13 protein-coding genes and 1 pseudogene are annotated in these 22,235 nt (G+C 68.3%); 1 reads left to right on the forward strand and 13 read right to left on the reverse strand.

Features of this window, described 5'->3' with window-relative positions:
* Positions 1-360 precede the first annotated feature (360 nt).
* The 4 genes from ACZ499_RS13165 to ACZ499_RS13180 form a co-directional block, all read right to left on the reverse strand.
* Positions 361-2,841 carry a helicase associated domain-containing protein gene (locus tag ACZ499_RS13165; RefSeq protein ID WP_468674569.1) on the reverse strand — a complete coding sequence of 827 codons (2,481 nt, stop codon included), beginning with the start codon at positions 2,839-2,841 and terminating at the stop codon, positions 361-363.
* Between the two features lie 141 nt (positions 2,842-2,982).
* Positions 2,983-3,750, reverse strand: a complete 768-nt coding sequence (locus tag ACZ499_RS13170) for an AAA family ATPase (RefSeq protein ID WP_468674571.1) — start codon at positions 3,748-3,750, stop codon at positions 2,983-2,985.
* A 106-nt stretch (positions 3,751-3,856) separates the two neighbouring features.
* Positions 3,857-5,431, reverse strand: a complete 1,575-nt coding sequence (locus ACZ499_RS13175) for a transposase (RefSeq protein WP_468674573.1) — start codon at positions 5,429-5,431, stop codon at positions 3,857-3,859.
* A gap of 103 nt (positions 5,432-5,534) precedes the next feature.
* Positions 5,535-6,851 carry an AAA family ATPase gene (locus ACZ499_RS13180; protein WP_468674576.1) on the reverse strand — a complete coding sequence of 439 codons (1,317 nt, stop codon included), beginning with the start codon at positions 6,849-6,851 and terminating at the stop codon, positions 5,535-5,537.
* A gap of 401 nt (positions 6,852-7,252) precedes the next feature.
* Between ACZ499_RS13180 and ACZ499_RS13185 the strand changes: the two genes are divergently transcribed.
* Positions 7,253-7,732 carry a hypothetical protein gene (locus ACZ499_RS13185; RefSeq protein WP_468674577.1) on the forward strand — a complete coding sequence of 160 codons (480 nt, stop codon included), beginning with the start codon at positions 7,253-7,255 and terminating at the stop codon, positions 7,730-7,732.
* Positions 7,733-7,958: 226 nt separating this feature from the next.
* On the opposite strand, the gene ACZ499_RS13190 is transcribed toward ACZ499_RS13185, so the two are convergent.
* From ACZ499_RS13190 to ACZ499_RS13230, 9 genes and pseudogenes are all read right to left on the reverse strand, one after another.
* The gene (locus tag ACZ499_RS13190) at positions 7,959-8,171 is read right to left on the reverse strand and encodes a hypothetical protein (RefSeq protein WP_468674579.1); all 213 of its coding nucleotides are present in this window, start codon (positions 8,169-8,171) and stop codon (positions 7,959-7,961) included.
* A 359-nt stretch (positions 8,172-8,530) separates the two neighbouring features.
* Complete coding sequence (locus tag ACZ499_RS13195) at positions 8,531-9,055, reverse strand: P-loop nucleotide/nucleoside kinase family protein (RefSeq protein ID WP_468674580.1); 525 nt, start codon at positions 9,053-9,055, stop codon at positions 8,531-8,533.
* 53 nt (positions 9,056-9,108) lie between these two features.
* A protein-coding gene (locus tag ACZ499_RS13200; RefSeq protein ID WP_468674582.1) for an IS5 family transposase occupies positions 9,109-9,989 on the reverse strand; the annotation gives its coding sequence in 2 pieces (ribosomal slippage) (positions 9,109-9,626 and positions 9,626-9,989; 882 coding nt in all).
* Between the two features lie 370 nt (positions 9,990-10,359).
* Entirely contained in the window at positions 10,360-10,800 is a 441-nt protein-coding gene (locus ACZ499_RS13205) for a hypothetical protein (protein ID WP_468674584.1), read from the reverse strand.
* A 320-nt stretch (positions 10,801-11,120) separates the two neighbouring features.
* Positions 11,121-12,329: a hypothetical protein gene (locus tag ACZ499_RS13210; RefSeq protein WP_468674587.1), complete on the reverse strand. Its 1,209-nt coding sequence runs from the start codon at positions 12,327-12,329 to the stop codon at positions 11,121-11,123.
* Positions 12,330-12,403: 74 nt separating this feature from the next.
* Positions 12,404-12,800: pseudogene (locus tag ACZ499_RS13215) on the reverse strand (ISKra4 family transposase); the annotation flags it as partial.
* A gap of 280 nt (positions 12,801-13,080) precedes the next feature.
* Positions 13,081-14,205: an ISAs1 family transposase gene (locus ACZ499_RS13220; protein WP_468675005.1), complete on the reverse strand. Its 1,125-nt coding sequence runs from the start codon at positions 14,203-14,205 to the stop codon at positions 13,081-13,083.
* 24 nt (positions 14,206-14,229) lie between these two features.
* Positions 14,230-14,985 (reverse strand): transposase family protein, encoded by a 756-nt coding sequence (locus ACZ499_RS13225; protein ID WP_468675009.1) that lies wholly within the window; start codon positions 14,983-14,985, stop codon positions 14,230-14,232.
* Between the two features lie 745 nt (positions 14,986-15,730).
* The gene (locus tag ACZ499_RS13230; protein WP_468674588.1) at positions 15,731-21,997 is read right to left on the reverse strand and encodes an RHS repeat domain-containing protein; all 6,267 of its coding nucleotides are present in this window, start codon (positions 21,995-21,997) and stop codon (positions 15,731-15,733) included.
* Positions 21,998-22,235 lie beyond the last annotated feature (238 nt).

The following is a 22,235-nucleotide window of genomic DNA, read 5'->3' on the forward strand; positions in this document are numbered from 1 at the left end:
GCGCGCGGTCTGCTCCGCAGACACGACGCGCCGTCGCTACGCGACGGAAGAGCGCCGCGCTCCGCGCGGCTTAGCCGGCCACTCCGTGGCCGGTGCGGCCAACTCCGTTGTCCGCGGCTCGGATCGCTCCGCGATCCGGCCTGACGGAATCCGCTCCGCGGATTCCTGAAAGCGCAGTTAGTGACGGTCTTGACGGCTCATCTGTCGAGCCTCGGCGAGCCGGGGGTGAGGCACCCTCACGGTCTGGGCGGTGAGAGACCGTTGGTTTGCTGCTCCTCGAGGTCATGGAGGCGCTCCCGCTTCAGGCTTCCATCGTAGCGGACCTGGCGCTGTTCCTGTGCTCTTTGGATGCAGAAAAAACTAACCGATCTTCGAGAGTTCCGGGGGGCCTTCCCCGGCCGCATCGGTGGTCCCGGTCCAGTTCTCGCCGAGGATCTCTTGCATCAACTGGCCTTGTTCTTCGGTGAGTTGACTGTTCTGGTATTTGGTGCGCGTCTTGCACAACCACGGACCGATCATGACGCGTACGCCGTCCGCCTCGATCCCTTCCCGGGCGCCGGGCGGACGGCCGTGCCGCTCCACGAAGGCCCGCAGCAGCGTCGCGTTGTGCTCGAAGGAACGGCGGCGGCGCGGACCGGTTGCAGGGGAAGCGGTCTTCGGTGCCGGGAGCGGGACTTGATCGGGGGTCAAGCCGAGGCGGGTGAGGAGATCACGCTGGCCGGGGTCGAGTTGGGGCCAGGTGGTGAACTGGCGGTGCAGCCAACTACCGGCCTTCACGCCGTCGATCACCGTGTCCCGGTGCAGCGTGGTGGGGTCGTTGCCGGTTTCGATGTGGTGGCGCAGCAGGTGGTACTTGCGGTGCCAGTCCGGTCCGTGCGGCAGCGTCCAGGTGGGATCGAGCGCGGTGAGCTGGGCTTCGCGGTCGGTGGGGAGGGCGTTGTTGCGGGCGAGGCCGCGTTGGACGACGAGGAACTGACCGCCGGGGGCGGTGGTGGGGATGGCGAGGTGGCCGTGTTCTATGTGGAAGGCTTCGAGGGTGGCCAGGTTGGCCTGCCAGGTGGCTTCGTGGTCGTCCCAGATCATGCCGAGGTCTTCGAGCTCGGTGATCCAGTCGGGGGCGAGGGCCTGTTGGTGGTAGGCGGTGCGCTGGCCGGTGATGAAGGCGCCGAGGCGGTAGCCGTAGGCATCTTCGAAGTCGGTGGGCACGCGCAGGTGGCCGTGTTCTTCGTGGTAGCGGATGGCGGCGGCCAGGCCCGCGCGGCGGGGCTCGGAAAGGACAGCGCCGCTGGCGGGCCAGGCGATGAGGTCCATCGCGCGGGCGATGTGGCCGGGGTCGAGGGTGAAGTCGAAGCGGAACCGGCGCGCGATCAGACGGTGGGCGTCCCGGTCGAGGCGGTGCTTGGTGTTCTTGCGCGGGGCGCGGGCGGTGATGGACTGGTCGTGGTGGCGTAGCGCTGCGGTGATGAGCCAGAGGGCTTCGTAGGGAGTGCCCAGGAGATCGGTGGGGTCCGCTTCGGGCGGGAGGTAGCCGGGAACGATCAGGCTCGCCGTCTTGCGGTCGACAGCAGGGGGCTTACGGAGGGCGCGGCCGAGGGCTTGGACGATCCGGCGGACACTCGCGGTGCGGTCGGCGAAGACGATGCCGTCGACGGCCGGCAGGTCCACTCCCTCGCCCAGGACTTGGGCGTTGGTGATGACGGCGCGGTCGGCTTGTTCGAAGCGGGCCAGGATCTTGGTGCGCTGGTGGGGGGTGTGGGTGCCGTTGATCGATTGCACGACCAGATCGTCAGCCCAGTCGGGGCGCTGCTCGGTGGGGAGGGTGCGCAGGGTGTGGGGGAACTGGCGGGCGAAGTCGGCGGCGTCCGCGACCTGCTGGAAGTACACGATCACATGGCGCAGGTCGTGGGCGGTCATGGCCTTGAGGACCGCCAGGTGCAGCGCGGTCGTCCGCCGGGCGGTGGGAGCGAAACCAGCGTGCGCGTCGTCCTGATTGGTCAGGACGGTGCGCAGGTCGGTGTCGGTGACCGTGGGGATCAGCAGCTGGTAGTCGGCCAGGACACCGTCCTCGATCGCATCCGCGTGCGAGTACGTGTGCAGGCGCTTCCCGAAGGTCGTCGAGTCGTCCATGGAGGCGATCAGCGAGGGGGCCTCCCACGCAGGAGCCGTGGCTGCGGTGCGCTTGGGCTGCGGGTGCTCGTCGGGGACCTCGGTCAGGCGCGGGGCCTCCCACTCATACGGGGTTGCGGTCAGATACAGGCGCCGCTGGGCCCGGATGCGGGCCTGGTCGTGGATCATGGTCCACTGCTTGTTCCAGGGCCCTGCCGTCCGGTGCGCTTCGTCCACGATCAGCAGATCGAAGACGGGAGCGGCGAACGGGGAGCGCAGGCTCTCCTCGATCCGGGGCAGCGAGTCGAGCGTGACGAACACCGTCGCCCTCTTGTGCCGGCCCAGCCAGTACGCCAGGTACTCCCCCGAGTTCGTACTCACCGCTCCCGCCGCCGCCAGCAGCGGATGCTTCTCCGCCCGCAGCGAGGACACCGCCATCAACGGCTCACGCCGCCCATCCGCGCGGGCCGCAGCCGCCCACTGGCCGATCAAATCCAACGAAGGAACGGCGATCAGGAGGTGGGCGGCGTCCAGGGCCTCGGCGGTACGCAGCGCGATCAACGTCTTGCCCGTCCCACACGCCGACACCAGGTGCCCACGGCTCCCGGGCTTCCTCAGGTGGCGGGCCCCGCTGTCCACCGCCTGCTGCTGATCAGAGCGCAGTACCCGGCGAGGGACCGCAGTCCGGGGAGCGGGAGCAGGAGTCGTGGCCGCGGGCTCAGCGGTGGGTGGCATGGAGCAGGTTCCTCGGCAGACGACGGAAACGGGCAGGCCTATCCTCCCGCGCAGGAAGAGGCCGAGGGGACAGAAGTCGTGATCCGGTGGCTTGGCATGAGCAGACGGTGCGCGTCGGGGCGGCGCGGGGTGGTGGAGGGGCTATGTGCCCGAGCCGAGGCGGCTGAAGGCCCAGCGGAGTACTTCTTGATCGACGCGGGAGCGGCCGGTGCGTTCCAGGGCGGTGTGGGTGTGGGCGGTCAGGCGGGCCCAGTTGCGGAAGTTGCCGTGGGCGGCGCGGCTGTCGGCGAAGGTGATGTCGTCGGGGTCGGCGGCGGCCCAGATGGGGTGGTAGAGCGGAATCGTCTGGAGGACTTCGTCGGGGGTGAGGCGGGTGAAGTGCTGCCAGATGAAGATCCGGGAGGAGAGCATCGGCTCCCTGCGCAGCGTGTGATGGCAGCCCTCGCCGCCGACGAAGATGACGGCGAGCTGGGTGTAGGGGTCATCCCAGAGGTATCGGACGTATTCCAGCTGGTCGCTTTGGAGCCACTGGGCTTCGTCCAGGACGAGCGTGCGCGGATGGGTGGCCAGCGCGTTTTTGAGGAGGTGGTCGAACTCGCTGGCGTAGCGCGGGGGTGGGCCGGGCAGTTCGAGGGCGGCGTGCAGTTCGTGGCGCACCGCGCGGGTGGTGGCGCGGGCGTGGAAGGTGATGCGGCGGATGTCCTCGTCGGGTTCGAGGGCGCGCAGGCAGCTGGTGACGGCCATGGTCTTGCCGAAGCCGGCGCCGCCGTGGACGCACATCATCGCGCGGGCGGTGATGGTGTCGGCGAGGTTCTCCCGGGCGGTGAGCAGCGCGCGGGTGCTGACCAGGCGGGCCTCGGGCAGGGTGACGTACTGGTCGGTGGGGGCGGGCGGGAGCTGGCGGGTCACAGGGTGTCCTCCTCGCAGGCTGGGCCGGGTGCCGGGGTGGCGGGCCGGGTGCGGGCCTTGAGGGCGTCGGAAATGGCCCAGTCGGCCGGGGGCGGTGCGGGCGGGATCAGGTCGGGCAGCGCCAGCTGGGCGAGGTCGCCTTCGTGGTGGTGGGCCAGTTCCCGGGCGGCCTCGGTGGCGGTGACCGTGTCCAGGCGGCGCGCCTGGGCTGGTTCGGTTGTGGGGGCGAAGCGGGTGTGGCGCAGTTGCTCGGCGGATTTCGCCTCGGCCCGCAGGCGGCGGGCGCGCCGGGTGCGTGCGTGGCGCAGCGCGGCGCGTTGTTCGTCGGTGGCCTGTCGGCGAGGTGAGCGGTGCACAGGCGGCGGCCGTGCAGGTCGCAGATCTCGATCTCGTGAGTGTGGTGGGGCATGAAGCGGACGGTGACCTCACGGCCGGCCTGGCCGGTCATCCAGTCGGCGATGTAGTCGCGGTTACGGAAGCGCACGCCGTGGCTGGTGATGGTGCGGGTGCGGCCGTCGTCCTCCAGCGTGAACGACCACACATCCTCGGGCGGGACGTCGTTGAGCGGGGTCGGATCGGCCTGCCACGCCTGAAGCGGGGTGGCGCCGTGCAGTTCGGCGGGGCGGTGCTCGGTGTTCCACCACTGTGCCCAGGCCAGCAGGTGCTCGGTGAACGCCTCGAACGGCAGGGGCAAGGCCGTCTCAGGCTCGCGGTCGGGACGGCGGCGGGGCTTCTTGGGGGCGTAGCCGGGCAGGGCCGTGAACAGCATGCGGGAGACGCTGAGGTTGAGGTTCTCGATGCTGCCTTTCAGGTGGGGACTGTGGGGCGGCAGGATGGTGATGTCCGCGTTCAGCGCGGTCAGCGCGGTGGTGACGGTGCGGGAGAGGAAGTCGCGGCCGCGGTCGAACCTGACGTGTTCGGGCAGGCCGCCGAAGGGGCCGTACGGGCTGGTGCGCAGGACGGCGGAGCGCAGCGCGGTCAGGACCGAGGCGCGGCTCGGGGTACTGGGGGTGACGGCGAGGCCGGTGATGGCCTTGGTCGCGCAGTCGATGAACCACGTGACGTACGGGGCCACGAAGTCGCCGTCCGCCTCCACTTGTAGCGGGGCCTGGACGTGATCGGCCTCCCAGGTGTGGTTGCGCCACATGCGGGGGCGCTTGGCGAACACATCCAGCGCACGGGCCGCTTGTGGGCCGTGGCGGTAGCCGGCCCGCTCCCCCGCTGTCAGATCCCGGCGCATCGCCCGTAGAAACGTCGCCAGCGACGGAACCGGATCCAGCAACGGCACCGCCGACGGCGGCGCCCCACCGGGCAGAGCCGCCGGAGCAGCTGGGAGGCTCAGCCCCGACGTCGCAAGCGGAGCCTCGGTGGCGGGCTCGGGCGGAGGGGCCTTGCGGGCTCGGGCGACGAGCTCGCGGTGGACCGCGGAAGCATTGCCGTGCCAGTACGCCAGCAGCACCCGGATCTCGTCGGTGATCTCGAACCGGTCGGCACGGCGCGCTCCCGGGCGGGCGGCGGAGGTGGGTGTCGTGGTGGCGTCGGCGAGCCAGCGCCACACCGTGCGGTCGGAGACGTTCAGGCACTGGGCTGTGGTGTGCACGTGGGCGCGGGTGAGCCGGCGTGCCGCGCGCAAAGCGAGCAGACGGCGCACCGCCGGGGCCCGCAAGGCGGTCAACGACACGGCGTCCAAGGCCGGTTCGGTCAAGGGGGGCGAGGGCTCGGGGACGGCTGCGGTACCGGGAGTGGTCGCGTTCATGGAATGCCTGCCCTGGAAGGGGGTTCGGTCACAGGGTGGGGCCCAGACGGGAGCAGGCCCGGGTGAGCAGCGCGTGATCCACCAGGGGCTGGGGAGTGCGGGCCAGGGCCGCGTACGCGTGCGAGGTGATCTTCGCCCAGGTATGGAAGTTCCCGCGGGTGCATGTCTCGTCCGCGTGAAGCAGGTCGGTGTCCGTGGCGGTGTCCCACAGCGGGTGGAACAGGCGCAGCACGGTGGGGACTTGAGCGGTGTCGAGGCGTGGCATGTGCTGCCAGGTGAGGATGCGGGAAGCCAGCGCGGGAGCCCGGGCCAGGGTGCGCTCGGCACCGGCCCCGCACAGCACGAGGGACGTCTTGGTGGTGGGAGCGTCGATAAGCAGGCGCAGGTAGTCCGGCTCCGGGGCGGCAATCCGCTGGACATCATCAATGACCAGCACGCCCGGTATCTGCAGCGCGTCCAGAAGAGCCCGGTCAGTGGCGTCGGTCCGGTTCGTCAACGCCGTGGCGGGCAAGCCGAACGCGGTCAGCAGCGCGGCACGCAGCTGCGGCAGGGCTGGCTTCACCGCGACCAGCGCGCGGTGCACCGGAACGCGGCGCGGCAGCTGGCGCAGGGCCTGGTCGATGGCGACCGTCTTGCCGTGCCCGGTGTCCCCGTACACGCACAGCACACCTCGTGCGGCGACGGTGTGAGCGAGTGCTTCGGTGACCTCGCCGAGCTGGCGGGTGGACACGACGAGCGCGCCCGGGGCGTAGAGGCGTACCCCGTGGCCGAACGGCGGCGGGCTTGGCTGATCCGGGGAACCGTCGCGGTCGCCAGCTCTGGTCTCGGCGGCGGGTGCGGTGGGCTGACCTGTCTCATCAACCGTGCCCGGCAGGGCAAGCTCGGCCAGCGCACGGTCATAACCCTCCGGGTCCCGGCGGGCATAAGCAGGGCGGGAGATCTCCAGGGCGCGGCCGGCTCGTTTCTCCCGGCGTACCGCGTCATGCAGCGTCGTCAGCGCCGGAAGACGCACCGCGCGGGGCGAATCCAGCCCCGGCGCCCCGGCTGCGGCCTGCTCCTGCATCCAGCGATGGAGAGCCTTGACGTTCCCGCCCAGATCCGACAAACGGGCCCACAACTCGTCCGTGACCGTGAAAGCCGCACGCCGTCGGGATCCCACCACCCGTCCCGCGCTCTTCGCCTGGGCCAGCCAATGCCACACCGTCCGGACATGCACCCCGGCTGTATCGGCAGCGATCCGCACATGCACCGTCTCCAACGTGCCCGCCTCACGAAGGGACAGCAGACGCCGCACCACCACCTGCCGGACCAACGCCCGATCCTGCACAGGCGAGGCCAGCGTCAACGCCGGGGAAGCGGCAGACGGCGATCCCTTCCCCTCCCCCAGGACCGGGGTGGCGGTAGCGGGTGATGAACGCGGAGCAGTCATACCACCAGCACACCCCGCACCCGGGCGCCGTGCACAGGAATGGGCATCTCCACGTCAGCCGTCCACCAGGTGTGCTACATGCAACTCGCAGACCATGACAGCTATTTAGTCACCCGGTGACACCCAAGATCAGCACCCCCAGCACAGCAAGCAGCCAGCTCAGCCGACTACACACAGTCCGATCCGGCTGACGCCCACCCCGCTGACACAAAATCACACATTCACACGGACTCGCACGGCCAGTCGTCCTCGGCCGTGCGATCCCGACCGGCACGGTGCTCTTCCTGGCGGGCGCTCTGTCCCGCGAGGGGATCGGCATGCGGCTGGCCGTGGAATTGGTCAGCCGCCAGTTCATGGTGGTCACGCCGGCCAGCCGCTGGTCCGACCCCGTACGCCTCCAGATCGGCCTGCTGGAGGACTGGACGGTGCCCCTGTGCCCCACACCGCACTGCACCCAGCCGCCGATCATCTACAGCAGCATCGACCGCTGCTACAGACACCTCGCCACCTGTGACACCGCCACCCTGCTTCAAATGACCGCGTGGTGGGCCCAGGCCCACCGTGACGCCCACGACGCAGATCCCGAACGCGTGGGAGGCCATCGCAACGCTGCACTTCTCGTCAAAGCCGCAGTCGCCCAAGGCAGCAGCACGGACATCATCGACGCCCTGCTGCGCACACTCTTCGAAGACGAGGACGACATCGAGGAGATCTTCTGGGATGAAGCCGAGGCTCTGGCCGTGCGCCATGCCATCGGCCGCGAACGAGTGCGGCTTGAGACGGATCGCGCGCGATGAGGCCCGCCGTCTGCAGAAGGAAGCCGACGGCTGCCCGGCCTGCGGCACCGCACCTTTCTCCCCGCACGTGGAAGCTCCGGCCTATCCGCCGCAGTACTGCTCACCGCGGTGTACTCCCACAGAGCAGACGAATCCCACCGGCTGAAAGCACCGCTGACACCGGCCACCGGCACAAGCAAGTCGTTCCAGCCGCTGAGGCAGGCCCCGGCTCGCCGGGGCCGGTGGCTCAGCCGCGGTGGCTCTTGGCATGGCGCTGCGCCCCTGCCCGGGCCTCCGCCCGCAGCTGCTCCAGCAGATGGCGGGGCGCAGGTCTCTTGGGCTGGGCTGTCCATGGCAGCAGGCTGGGCGCAGCAGCAGCCGGCTCGTCCGTCGACTGGCCGGGAGGGACGGTGGGGTTGCGGTATTCCTCGATGCGGTCGGCGTGGTAGGCCGACCGCATCGCGCCCAGTTTCGTACCCGTCTCTACCGCGCGGCTTGCCCTGCAGTGCCGGGCAAGCTGGGCATGCGATGCGGCAGGCGTTGTGCCGCGCGGGTGATCTGCCAGTGATCCGAGGGGAGCGCACACAACCAGCGCTCACGCAGCACCGTCAGCTCCGGGCGGCGGCTGTGACACACGTCGTGGTGTAGGACACGGACCTGCCCGGCAGGCTCCGCGGTGCCTAGGGCCTGTCCGGCGGATCTCTATGGGCTGGCGCGAGTGCGCCCGGCGCGGCTGTGTTGTCGAGTTTTCAGGGCGCACCCATTGCTGACCGAAGATCCTGCCCCAGAGCCGCGTCACCCCGTGTTGGACCGAAACAGTCACGCGAAAGACGGCCATCGGTTGGCGGCCCACTCTCGCCAGTTCGCCCAGCCGGGGGGTGGGCTTTCGGCCCCGCGTCCTCCCAGCTCCGCCGCGTCGGGTTCCTCGAAGTGCGCCCGTCCGTGCAGGATGTCGGCCTCGGTCATCGGGAGCGTCTCCTCGGGGGCGGCGGTCCAGCGATGGGCGATCCGGGCGCGTTGTGTCTCACCGTTTACCGGCAGGTAGACCATGCAGAAGCGCGCGCCCTCGGCCTCCACCAACCAGCGGATCGCGGACCGTTCGCCCCGGGACCAACAGCCGTAGTCCACGACAACGTTGGTGCCCAGCCTGACCGCCTCCAAGGCGAGCCAGAGCATGCGCCCTTCCAGCACGTCGCGCTTCCCGTCCGCCTCTGCCGTTCCGAACAGGGGAATCATCCAGTCGTCGGGCGTCAGGCGCAGCGCGCCGTGCTCTTCGGCGAGCTGTCGAGCTCGCGTGGTCTTTCCGGCCCCGGGCAGGCCGACCATCAGGAACAACGTGGTCACACCCAGATCGTGTCAGGCTAGCTGGGCGGACGACCACCGCTTTATCTGCCTGATCACGGCCTGAGCCACAGGCGGATCGAGGCCAGAGTGATGGTGCCGTGGAAGACATAGGCGCGCTTGTCGAACCTGGTGGCCACGGCCCGGAAGTTCTTGAGAGCGTTGATCGTCCGCTCCACTTCGTTCCTGCGCTTGTAAATTGTCTTGTCGAAGCTGGCGGGCCGGCCGCCCCTGTTGCCCCGGCTCTGGCGGTTGGCGCGCTGGTTCTTCGGTTCGGGGATGGTGTGCTTGATCTGGCGTCGTCGCAGGTAGCGGCGGTTGCGGCGCGAGGAATACGCCTTGTCGCCTCCGAGATGGTCCGGCCGGGTGCGCGGGCGTCCGCCATCGAGGCGAGCGACTCGGATGCGGTCCATGACGGGGATGAACTGTGGAGCGTCGCCCCACTGGCCTGGCGTGATGAGCAGGGCCAGGGGACGCCGTCCGCCTTCCCCGGCAAGGTGGATCTTGCAGGTGAGGCCGCCCCGAGAGCGTCCGAGTCCCTCGTCGGGGCGGTGCTGCCGGGGCGTTGCTCTTTTCCCGGCACTCGCGGGCGTTTCTTGCGGGCTCCGGCGGCGTGCTGGTGGGCCCGGCAGGAGGTGGAGTCCACGCTCACCATCGACCAGTCGATGCGGCCTTCCGCGTCGGCGTCGGCCAGGACGGCCGCGAAGAGCCTGTCCCACGTGCCGTCCGCGGACCAGCGTCTGTGGCGCTCGTACACGGTCTTCCACTTGCCGAAACGCGCAGGCAGATCCCGCCAGGGTACCCCCGTACGGTTCCGGTACAAGATCCCGTTGATGATCCTTCGATGGCCCGCCCAACGGCCTCCCCGCTTGCCGGACTTCGGCAGATGTGGCTTCAGCCGGGCCCATTCCTCGTTCGTGAGATCTCCCCGCCCCATGGACACGTCAACGAGCTCGGAGCGAGGAAGTCACATGATCCGCCGGACAGGCCCTAGGCGTGTCCGAGGCTTCATCCGAGGGACCTGGGTGCCGCTGGTAGCCCGGCCGCCGACGCGGCCCTCCACTATGCACGCGACGCCAGCGACGAGCCCGCGAGTGCCGCATGGCTGGGCTGCCGCGGTGATCGAGACCTCTCCGCTCCCGGGGAGGCACCCCCACAGCATTGTCCAACTGGCCCTCTCGTTCATCCGGCTTTCGCCTGTGAACCGCCCCCACCAGGAGATCGGAGCTCCGCTGCCCACGTGCGGCGTGCGCCGGCACGGGGAACAGCGGCTCCGGCCCCGTGCCGGATCGCCGGCCGGGCCGCTGTCAGCTGATGTCGAACCGGACCGAGTACGTCTGGGTGCACGAGCTGTTGAACCCGCCCGAGTACTTGCAGATGTTGTACTCGATGTACCCCGTCGTGTTGCCCTTCAGGGTGGACGGCGAGTACCAGAACGTCCTGCCCTGGCCACTGCCGCTGCCCGCCCCCATCTCGAAGGAGTCGTCGGCGACCTGCTCGCCGCCGGGGATGTGCACCGTCCAGTTCAGCTGGACCGAGTGGCTGTCGGCCGCGGTGTCGGCCACCAGGGTCTGCAGGCCCAGGTTCGAGTTGGTGGCGTACGTCATCAGCGTGGCGTTGCCGTAGCTCGCGGTCACATGGCCCGTGTACTCCGTCGCGGCGGTCGCGTCTCCGGCCGTCACCAGCGCCAGCGCGGCGGCTGCCGGAACGGCGACCTTGGCTACGCGTCCAAAGGAAATCTTCTTCACGCCAGTCTCTTTTCTCGTCCGTGGAGCTGAATTGCCAGCCGACTGCCGCAGCCTTCCGGCAGCTGACCGCTGGAGCGAGTCGCACCTTCGTGGCCGACGCGGACGATGCTGGCACCACCCCTTAACAGAGCGATAACACGCCACCAACGGGCATTTCCCTGTGCACAGCGCAGTTGGCTCGGAGAGTTCGGAGGAGTCCCCGAGGGGGTGACCACTCGGGCGCGCAGGCGGGCGTGTTCGGCAGGCGTCCCGCCGTCGGTCGCAAAGGGGTGAACGGGATTGCGGCTCTGCCCAGACTTCGTACGCTTCCTAGCCGAACGTCAGTTGCCATCAACGGAGTTGACCGGGGAAAGCAAGCCGTCACCGGGCCACAGGGGAGATCCTTTTTCCGCCCAGGCCAGGTGTCGGCCGACCTCGACAAGGATCCCGATCCGGTGGGCGGGCCCGTACGCCCGATGTGCCCCGGACGTGGGGTCGACGGTGCGGACCTCGCTGTGCGGGCCGACGCACAGCAGGGCCCGGGCGATTTCCGGCAGGCCCAGGCTGAGGGCGTCGCAGTCATGGTCGCGGATGAGCTGCAGCAGGTCTTCGGTGGCTGCTTCCCAGTCGCCGACCTCCGGCCAGCGCGTGCCTCCGTCGAGTTCGTGGGTGAGCGTGGACAGCGGCACGATCTCGCCGGGCTGGCGGCCGTGGACGAGGCGGCCGTGGATGCGGGCGCCGTCGGGCTGCCGTACGCGGGGGTGCAGCAGGGAGGCTGCGGCCAGGACGGTGGTGTTGATCTCTTGGGCGGGGGCCGGGTAGTAGGGCTCGTGCGCGAACAGGAGGTAGACGTCCGTGGGGATGGCCGGGGCGGGTTCGGGCTGGGACATGGGGAGGGTTCCCTTCTGCAGCGGTGGGTTCGGTGCGTGGCGAACTGCCGGATGGGTTGTCGGGCGGCGGCCAGGCGGGTACGGGCCCAGGGGGCGGCCGGGGTCGGAGGCCTGGTTCGCGTCGGCTGTGCCGTCCTCTTCGCTGCGCTTGAGGATCTGAGCGACCTGGTCGGCGAGTTGGAGCATCAGCCGTTCGCGGGCGATGAGGTCGGCTGAGGCCGAGCGGCTGTCCTGGGTCTGGAGGAGGCCTGCGGCATCCCACAGCAAGCCCTGGCCGACCTCGGCCGAGCGGCGCAGTTCGTAGCGGTCGCTGCCGGCGGCGGCCTGGACGAGGGAGGTGTTCAGGACGGCGAGGCGCTGAAGGTAGCGGCAGGCGACGTCGCCTTCGACCATGCGGACATGTTCGCGGGCCCGGCTGTCCAGCTGGTCGGGCAGGTGTTCGGCGAGCAGCGGGGCGAGGAGCGTCGCCGGCAGGGCGACGTCGACCGGGACTCCGCGGCGGATGGCGAACAGGCCGACGACCAGACTGACGAGCGCGACGGCCGCGGGGGCGAGCCGCAGCGATCCGGCGACGGTGCCCAGGGCGATGCGCTGGGCGGGGCGCCGGGTCAGCCAGCGCAGGGCCATGCGCTGCGTGCGCGTCGCGGCCGGGGTGAGCACCCCGATCTGGTTGACACCGCCCCCGCCGCGTATTGCGGGGAGGTTCGGGACAGGAGATCCCGTATCTCCTGTTCAGCCGTGCGGCCGTAGTCCCGTTGATCAGGGGCTGGGTAGAGGCGTTCGTGCTCCCGCGGGTGTGATGCCGCCAGTAGGTGTCGAGGTCGCCGTTTTCGATCAAGACACAATCGCTTCGGCGCCGGTGAGTCCCCAGCGGGCGCGAGTGATGTCGAGAGGGCCGCCGATCAGATGACGGCAGGCGCCCTCAACGGCACCGGTGGCGATCGGCCAGCCGCCTGCGAGCGCGGTGTAGTAGCGGAGCCGGTCAAGGTGCCCGGCCAGATAACGGCAGCAGATGTCAACCGCCTCCCGCCTGCCACCGTCCAGGCTGGCCCGGTTGGCCAGAGCCGTCATCTCTTTCGCGGTGCGGTCGGCCTGGCCCGCGAGGATGGTGGTCAACTGGGTGGCGCCCCAGGGGGCGGGGGGACTTCGCGGCGGGCGTCGGTCTGCGGGTCCCAGACCGATGCGTGCACTGGTTCATCCCCCGGCACGGGGGCGGCGCTTGGGCGCGACAGGGACGCTAGCGCAGCACGGGGCTCTGCGGGAAAACGTCGTTCACTTTGCGGAGTGACAGCCTCCCGAGCGGGATCCGGACAACGTCCACCAACGCCTTCCCGCTCACGCGTTCGATATGTAAGTCTTTCCCGGTGGCCCAGGGCTGTTGCAAGGTCTGACGATCTTGGATCGTTGCTGATCAGGCCAGGCCGAGGAGGTCCAGCGGGCGGTGGAAGGGCTCGTAAGACATCTCGCGGATACCGGCGACGATGTTGGTATGACCTGCTGCTCGTAGTTGGTTGATCGCGAAGCTGCGGAAGGTGGCCATGTTCTGTGGCCCCTGTCCCGTGCGAATCTTCGAGGCGTCCTCGGCGAAGGCGGTGTCGCGGACGAAGTGGAGCCGATTCTCGATCACCCACTGGGAGCGAGCCAGCTGTCCGAGGCGCTGTGGGGATGCCTGGCGGGCTGTGAGGTCGGTGAGTGCGTAGATCGTCTGCCGTGTGACCTTGCCCGAGCGCAGGTCGGTGCGGTGGCGCAGAATCCTCGCGGCCTGGACCGCGTGCGGAAAGTCCAGCCCCAGTTCGGTGACGGTCAGGGCCCTGGTCGCTCTCGTTTCCTTGCGGCCGTGCCCCGTCTCGCGGTCGTAGCGCCGTGCGGTGGCGAGTTTCCACGGCAGCAACCTCAACTGACGCAGCAGTCCGGGCTGGTTGGCCTTGACCACCATGAGGTAGTGGGCTCTCTTCTCCTCCACCAGGAAGCGTGCGTGGTCGCGTTGGGTATGCAGCGCGTCGGCGGTCACCGTCACGCCGGTCAGGTCGAACGGTTCCAGCAGGGCGGCAAAGCAGGCGATCTCGTTGGTCTTGTCCGGCACCCGCAGCTGGGTGACGGCCAGGCCGGTGCCGGTCATCGCGGCCAGCAGGTGTGCGGCGGGGCCGGTGGCGGTGCGCGAGCCGCGGGCGCTCTTGCTGTCGACGGCCAGGGTGTCCGTTCCGGTCGGGTCGGCACCGAGCAGGTCCGCGAGCCCGCCGGGGCAGACGGCGTTCAGGACTCGGCGGATGGTCGCCGCGCTCGGCGCGACACGGAGATTGAAGGCGGCCGTGGTGCGAGCGCCGAGCCGGGCCAGGGCCTCCTGCGGGGCAGACTTCGCCCACTGGCCGATGGCCGCGAACGAGCGGGCGCCGGCCAGCACGGCCGAACCGGCGATCAGCAGCACACTCACGAACGGGTGACGCGTCCCGCGTCGGCGGCGCGGATCGGCCAGCGTGGCCAGCCGCTGAGGCAGCCCTGGCAGTACACGGTGCTGACGCGAAGGCGACTTGATCAGACAGACACTGAGCCTTTTCCAACCTCAGGTTGAGGCGTGGTGAAGGATGAGGACAGCCTTCACGATGTTGGTGATCCGGTTGGGGCTGCAGCGGAGCTTCCGCAGTAGGCGCCAGCCTTTCAGGACGGCCATGGCCTGCTCGCCGAGGCACCGGATCTTGGCGTGGCTGCTGTTGTGTCGTCGCTTCCATCGCTTGAGCCGGCGGCCACGGAAGGGGACTCGGATGTGTCGGCCGGCGCCTTGGTACGCCTTGTCCGCCCAGCATTTCAGTCCCGCGGCGGCGAGCGCGTCGACGATCCCGTGGGTTCGTGCGGCCGTCAGGTCGTGGGTGGAGCCGGGCAGGGCCGGGGACGCCCAGAGCAGTCGGCCGAACGGGTCGGTGAGGACCTGCACGTTCATGCCGTGCCGTTTGTGTTTGCCCGAGTAGTACGGGGTGTCAGCGGCAATCCGGTCGATCGGCAGCAGGGTGCCGTCCAGGATCACGAATGCCTTCGTCCGGGCGGTCTCCATCGACTCGGCCAGGGTCGGTGCGAGAGCGGCCAGGACTTCGATGGCCTCGCGTATGTACCGGTAGACAGTCGCGATGCCGATTCCGAACCCGGCGGCAAGCTGGGCATAGGTGTCTCCGCACCGCAGGTGGGCCAAGGCGAGCAGGGCCTGACGGCCGGCGGGCAGTCGTCGCCACCGCGTACCGATCTCCCGTTGCCGAACTGCGAGCTGCGCGGTCAGGTACCGCAGGGTGCTGCTGGACAGATCAATCGAGGACGGGTAGACAAGCACGAGAAGCTCCTGGCGGACACGGATGATCTTCGTCGAGAACCCGTCTACCAGGAGCTTCGTCGTTACGTACAGCCCGTTGACCCCCAACAGCCCGGCATCGCGGTCAGGTTGAAAAAGGCTCAGTCTGACGCAGGTGAGCACCGACGCACGGCTGGTGATCATCGACATCCCGTCCAGAACTGACGACCTCACCACCCAAAGCCGTGTGCACGCAGTTCAGCGGGCACGGCGCCCCCTTTGCCGCGTCCTCCTGAAGGAGCTGCTCATGACCACCGGCCACACCGAACCCATTGTTCGGCTGGCTGCCTCGGCGACCGAGGCGCCATTCACGCCTCGTAGAGGCTGACATCAGTAGGGCGGGCGCCTATTTTTGCATTTATGGCAAGCGGCTCGAATCGAGGTAACCGGCTTCAGCCCGACAAAGCTTCGACGACGTGGAAAGTGAAGACCGTCGCACCTGTAATCCCCAGAACCCCCCAAACGAATCTGACGGTATTGGGGGTGAAGAATCTTGGGTCAGGTGCCCCCCCTGGAGTGAATCTTGAAATGAGATCGTAGACACGTATCGCCGAATTTCGGTAGTCACATGCAACGATAAGACCGATTACGCCAACCGCGAGACCCCATAGCGCGTTAACGGTGAACCTCCAAAGCGAGTTGAATTCGAGGCTTTTACGGCGGAGAAAGCAACCGGCAGCCGGACCGCATACCGAAAGTGCCGCAGTCCGGCTACACGGCTAGCATATCACCAGGTGAAGAGTCTGGTGATACCCGTCTTGCCGGATCCGAAGTTTCCTTCCACACCCGCCGTCGGGCCGAACCCGGTGTAAATACTTTGGACGGTATCACCGTCACTGTTTCGCGTGGCGTAGGTTCCCCGCTGGCTGACGCTCACCCCAAGACCAAGCCCCGCCGAAGCGCCAAACCCTGAAGACATACCGCGAACCTGATTGAAGTCGTCGGCATTACTGAACATGAGGCCTGCCCCCATAGATGTTCCTGCTCCGCCTCCTGACTGCTCCTCAATCGTCCCGCTCAATCCATAATCCGTCTTCCCGTCCGGTCGATTGGTTCGAATGAAGCAGCCTGACACCTCATACCCAAATCCGACACTTGCGCCGAAGCTGACACAAACGCCAGCGGTATTCGAGAACGGGGTCAGCTTGTCTACGCCCTTACTGATTTTTCCCACCCCCTTACCCAATAGAGACTTAGCCTTTCCCCAAGCGGACTCTCCATGCCCGCCGGGCGCCGATGCAGGCCCACTTAGTGACTGGATCTGCAGTTCGAGTAGAATTGCTCGGCACTTCTCGTCACAATCGTCCGAAATCTTGACCGGTACCCCAGTTAGAGAATTTGAACCGAATCCCATTCGGATCGCATCAGCACGCTGCTGCCGCAGATTCTGCAGCTGCCACTGCCGGAAGTAGAATTGAGCCATGCATTGCGAGTTGCATGTTGTCTTCGCAACCGCTCCCCCTCCGGCCGAAGACCCCGAGGACGAAGACCCGGAACTGGGTGGGCTCTGGGGCGGTGTGCTGGTCTCTTCGCTCGCGATTTCGTCGGAAGTGCAGTCCTTACCCATTTCGCAGCTGATCGATGCGAACCCGGTGGGATCCGACGCTGCCACCGGGTTGTTTTCGGCGTAGGTATACCCCGCCATGGATTGCGGTTTTCCGGTTTCGAGGAGGGGGTCAACGCTGATGAAGCGGCCCGTCTTCGGGTCGTATTCGCGGGCGCCGAGGTGGGTGAGGCCGGTGTCGAGGTCCTTGGTGCCGCCGACGAAGCCCTTGTCGCCGGTCCACGTCGTGGGTGCCGTGCCCCGCGGGGCGCCGAAGATCGTGGTCCTGCGGCGCGTTATCGCCTGGGTGGTGACGTCGACCTGGCTGGTGGTGGTGCCGTGCGGGTCGGGTAGCAGGAAGGTGAGCTTGCCTGCGGTGCGGACCGCGGCGGTCTTGCCGCTGTAGCTGTAGTAGCGGGTGCCGGTGACTGTGCCCGACTTCAGTACGAGTTCGTTGCCGCCAGGTAGGTAGAGGGTGGTGCCGGTGGAGTCGGTGCGGGTGAGGCGGTTGCCGTCGGCGTCGTAGAGGTAGTTGGTGGTGGCGCTGCTCTGGGTGACGGTGGCGAGGTGGCCCTCGGTGTCCCAGGTCAGTGTCTGGTCAGCTGTGGTGCCGGTTTTGCGGCTGGTGGTGTTGCCCGCTTGGTCGTAGCCATATGTCTCGGTGTGGGCTGTGGGGCCCGTCTCGGTGACCTGTGGCAGGGCGTGCTTGCTTGCGGCCGGGGCCGTGTAGGTGCGTACGGCGTCGGCTGCCGGGCCGCTCGTGGTCTTGTGCTGGGTTTCGGTGGTGCGGTTGCCGACCGCGTCGTAGGTGTACGACGTCCAGTAGGCGTCCGGCCCGCCGACTGTGGCCGAGGACGCATCGGTCGGCGTCGTCTTGCACTGGTCGGTGGCCGTCCACGCCTGCGTGATGCGGCGCAGGTTGTCCGTGACGAAGCACTGCGTGTCGACGGTGCGGGCGGTGTCCTGGCCGGAGCCGGTGGTGATGGACGTGATGTTGCCTGCCGGGTCGTAGGTGTAGCGGGTGTCGTCGATCCGGGCGGGGCCCAGGTCACGGTCGGTGGTCACGCTCGTGAGCGCGCTGGTGTGGTCGTCGTACGTGTAGGAGGCGTAGACCTTCTTGCCGAGCGCCCCGTATTCCTCGCGCTGGGTGCGGCCGTAGTGGTCGTACAGCGTGTGGGAGACGATCGGGTCGCTGCCCGCGTAGAGGGTGTCGGGCAGGTCGGTGCTGCCTGTGATGCCGTAGTACAGCTTCTCTAGTGGCAGGCCGCCGATGGCGGGCTGCTGGGTCCACTGCGGCAGGCGGGTCACCGCGTCGTAGGCGGTGGTCCACTTGTAGGTGCCGGCCAACGCGCCCTGGCTGTCGGGGATGGTGGCCTGGATGCCGACCGGGTCACCGTTGAGCGTGTAGGACAGGTTGGTGTTCGTGTACGGCTTGCCGTCGACATAACGCGTGGCGGTGTAGGGCTTGCCCTTGCCGTTGACCGCGCCGTCGTACGTCCACTCCGACAGGACCGTGGTGCCCTGGGTGAGCTTGGTGCGTCGTCCCAGGTCGTCGTAGTCGGTGTGCAGGGTGATACCCCGGGCGTCCTTGACGTCCGTGACCCGGTCGCCTTGGTCATACGTGGTAGTGGAAGTGCCCTTGTCCGGGTCGTCCGCACGGATCTGGCGGCCCCGTAGGTCGTAGGCGTACGTCCACTTGGCACCGACTGCGTCCTGCGCCTCGGCGAGCTGGCCCAGGCTGTTGTAGGCGTAGCTGACGGCCGGCTTGGGGTCGCCATTGTTGTACACGGCCGTCTTGCGGCCGCGCGCATCCACGACCGTCTTGGTCGTGGTGCCGCCCTGGGGCGGGGTGACGGTGGTCGTGTCACCGGTGTAGCTGGTGGTGGTGCGCTTGGTCTCGTCACCGAGGTGCTTGGAGATGACGGCGGTGGGGCGGCCGGCCCCGTCGAACTCGGTCTCCGTCGAGTTGGGGTAGGTGGTGGTCTTGCCAGTCACCAGGACCGGTTCAGCCTTGCCCTCGGCCCAGTAGGTGCCCGAGGACCACCAGGCTTCACCGCGGCTGTTGTAGAACGTCTCGCTCACCACGCGTCCGGAGTCGTCCGGCGCGATGGTCTGAGTCTGACGCGGGCGCAGGAGTCCGTCGTAGAAGTCGTAGCTGGTGGTGTAGGTGGAGTGGCTGTTGAGCTTGCCGGTGGTGACGATGATCGGGCCGTCGTTGCGGACCAGGTAGTCGTACTTGTAGTTCGGGTACTGCGCGAAGGCGGCCTGGGTGTGCGTGGGCAGCCAGACACCTGTTTTGCGACCCAGCGGATCGTAGGCCGTGCTGGTGACACCGTTGTTGGCGTCCGTGACGGTGGTCGGCAGCCCGCGCAGCGGGTCGAACGTGGTGACGACCGCCTGGCCGCGCGTGTTGGTCACCGATGTCTTGGTGGTGGGCTCCCCGTCGGCGGGAAGGTAGGCGGTCGTGGTGGTCTTGCCGTAGGCATCCGTGGTGGCCAGGGCGCGGCCGTACTGGTCATAGCAGAGTTGCTTGCTGTCGCTGCCGCACGTGGAGGGAGTGCTGGAGACGGTGTCCCAGTCGGAGTCCTCGGTGCCGGTGGCGTTCCCCTTGAGCTTCTGGGTCTTGGTGACCTCACCCTTGGTCGGCGCGGCGGTCAGCGAGCTGGCGCCGTCGTAGAAGGTGCGGGTGTCGCTGATCATGTTGCCCGGGAACTGCGCGCCGAGGGTGCACGGCACGCTGGCGACGACGACCCGGGCCACCTTGTCCAGCATCCACTTGCTGGTGTTGCGGGTGTAGCTGGTGGTGGTGCAGGTCTCGTCCCGGTTCACGTCCTCGTCGCCGAGATCGGAGACGTTGGAGACCATGCCGTACTCGTCGAAGCTACGGGTGATCTTGGTAGTGCGCTCGCGGTCACCGCTCACGGGGGTGCGGGTGCGCTCCGACTCCGTGCCGGTGTGGTACGCCTCCAGGTCCGGCAGACCCGTGCGGGTGCGCGTTGCGGTCACGGCCGAGAGCCAGGGCGTGTACGAGGTCGCGGAGACGAGCTTCTTGGTGTCGTTCCCGTTGTAGGTCGCCTTCTCCCGGGCCATTCCGGCGAACTGCTCGCGGTCGGTTACCTTAGCGCCGGCCGAGTCTTCGGCTTCCGCGCCGTCGACGCCGCGGAAGTAGCGCGTCTCGGTCAGCGTCCGGGTCTCGTTGGGGGTTCCGGTCCGTGTCTGGACCTTCCCGTAGCCGCGGTTGATGGAGTAGGTGCGGTCCTCGGCCTTGGTGAACTCGTCCGTGCTCTTCGTCCAGGCCACGCCGCCGAGGTAGGTGTAGTCGGTTTCGACGTCGGGGGTCTCGGCGAGGTTGTCGCCCTGGAGGACCTGGGTGACGGGGTAGGTGACGAACCAGTCGCGCTTGGCCTTCTCGCCCTCGTACGGCCACTTCACCGAGTAGCAGCGGGAGGTGTTCGAGCCGTCCGTCGGCGGCAGGTTCGTCGGGCTGCAGTCGGGTTCCTCGGCGTAGGTGACGCCGATGGTGCCGCCCGTCTCGGTGGTGATCTGGCTCAGCCGCATGCGGAAGAACGGGGCGAGGCCGTCGCCGGTCTTGTCGACCCGGTTGGACAGGCCCTGGCCCTTGAACATCACCGGCGGCAGCTGGGCGGTGCCGCCCGCCAGGCCGGTGCGGGTGATGGACTTGAGCCACATCGGGCGGTGGATGCCGTCGCCCGCGCCGTCGGGGAAGTCCTGGTCAAGCTTCCAGGAGTCGACGTTCTTGTACGCTCCGCCGGTCAGCACCCTGGTGATGACGGTGGTCAGGCGCTTGCGGGACCAGAACGTGGGGGAACTCTTGCCCTTGCAGTCGTCACCGTCCTTGCAGAACTGGTCGAGCGGAACGTCAGGCCAGTTCGCGGCGTGGGCTGCGTCGAAGGTGCAGTCCTGCAGGCATCGGTCGTCAACGCCGAAGGCGACCTGGCCCATGGCCTTGCCGGTGTAGACGGCGTTCGAGCGCAGTCCGTAGTCGATGTGGTCGAGGTAGCCGGACGGGTTGTACTTGGCCGGGGTGCCCGTGCCCGTGGTCAGCGACATGTTGCGGGCGTAGTTGTTGGTCTCCTTGTTCCAGTAGTACGCCATCGCGTTGCCGTGCGCATCGACGACGTAGTCCAGGTTCCAGCGCCAGCCCTGGTCGCAGGAGGCGGAGCCGAAGGAGGAGTCATAGCAGGGCTCGCCCGACTGGTTGCCGAAGACCGGCACCGTCAGTGTCGAGTTCGTGACCGGGTCGGGGTCCTTGTCGGTGGTGGCGGGGTTGTCGTCGCGCCAGCCCGGCAGCCGGTTGAGGCCGAAGAAGTACTGGGTCCCGTCAGTCGCGGTGACCTTCCAGTGCTCCCCGTTGTTGTCCCCGTTGGCCGTCGCGTAGTCGGACTCGGTGAGCTTTTCGACCTTCTCGCCGGAGTCGGAGGCCGGGTGCCAGCCCTTGCCCGCCTGGTAGACCAGCTCCGTGCTCTTACCGCCCAGAGAGAGGGTGGCGTTGTCGTTGGACTGCCAGCACAGATCGCCGACCTTAGTGCTGTTGGTGGCGCCGTCCTTGTCGTCGTCACAGGGCTTGTAGCGGCGCTCGATGAAACCGGGCTGCAGCGACCAGCCGTCACCCGCCCAATCAGCTTGGCTATTGGTGGACGAGGTGCGGCCGTCGGCGGTCTGCGAGGAGTAATCCAGGCTCAGCTTGGGCTGCAGCCCGCCGGGCACAGCAGGAGTGCCGAGGGGGTAGTTCCAGGTAAAGGCGCCGCTGGAGCCCCCCGCAGTCCACGAACCAGAGGGCTGAAGCGAGGTGGCCTTGTAGTCGCCGCCCGCTCCTTCGGAGCCTGCCGTCGCCGCCAGCACGGTCGCACCGCCGACCAGCGCGCTCCTGACACCAGGGCGTACGGAAGCGGTAGTGCCGCTCTGCGGGCCGATCTCCACCGTGGCGGTCAGTGTTTTCGACTTTGCGTCATTACGCGTGCCCAGAGGCGTCTGGGTCCGGCACTCGACCTTGTCCGGCGTGCTCAGCGCACAGGCAGGCATCTGGACCAGGCGCAGGCGGCTGGACCAGTCGCCGCCGTAGGCGGAACCGAACGAGGAGTAGTCCACGCTGACTTCGGCCGGACCGCCGGTCGTGGCGCCGTCCGTGCGGCCCACCGACAGCAGGACGCCCTCGACGCCGACCTGGCGCGCCTTGGTACGGTCGGCGACCGAGACCTTCACCTTCGCCGGGCGGCTGCCCTCGCGTGTCTTCGAGCTTGCTGGCGACACCGTCACGGGGAGCTTGGCGGCCCCTCGAGCAGCGGCCGCTGGCGCACGCCGCGCTCCCGTGCCCGTGAGGTCGATGTCGGCGGATCCCGCCGCGGGCCAGGTGACGCGCGGTGTTCCCCTCCAGCGGTGCAGGGCGGCGTCGTCACGACGCTGCTTGCCCCCGGCGGCGACCTTCGTCACGGGAACAGCCTTGGGCTGGACCAGCCCCGGTAGTTTCGGCCCGGGATCCGCCGCTGCGACCGACATGGTCGGCAACGCTCCCGTCATTGTGGCTACGGCCAAGGCGACCGTGAGCCCGCGCATGCCAAATCTGGCCACGCTTCCACCCCTTGAATGGTTCAAAAAATTACGGCCGAACGATAGCAAGGGGAGCCGTTGGCTTGATTTCCACCATGCCGCTGGCCGTAAATACCCAGAT

The organism is Streptomyces sp. NPDC031265 (genome assembly GCF_055570295.1).

Excerpts from the sequence above, each read along its gene's own strand:
- ACZ499_RS13165 (WP_468674569.1), bottom strand. The coding sequence starts at position 2,841 with ATGCCACCCACCGCTGAGCCCGCGGCCACGACTCCTGCTCCCGCTCCC.
- ACZ499_RS13185 (WP_468674577.1), top strand. The coding sequence starts at position 7,253 with ATGCGGCTGGCCGTGGAATTGGTCAGCCGCCAGTTCATGGTGGTCACG.
- ACZ499_RS13190 (WP_468674579.1), bottom strand. The coding sequence starts at position 8,171 with ATGCGGTCGGCCTACCACGCCGACCGCATCGAGGAATACCGCAACCCC.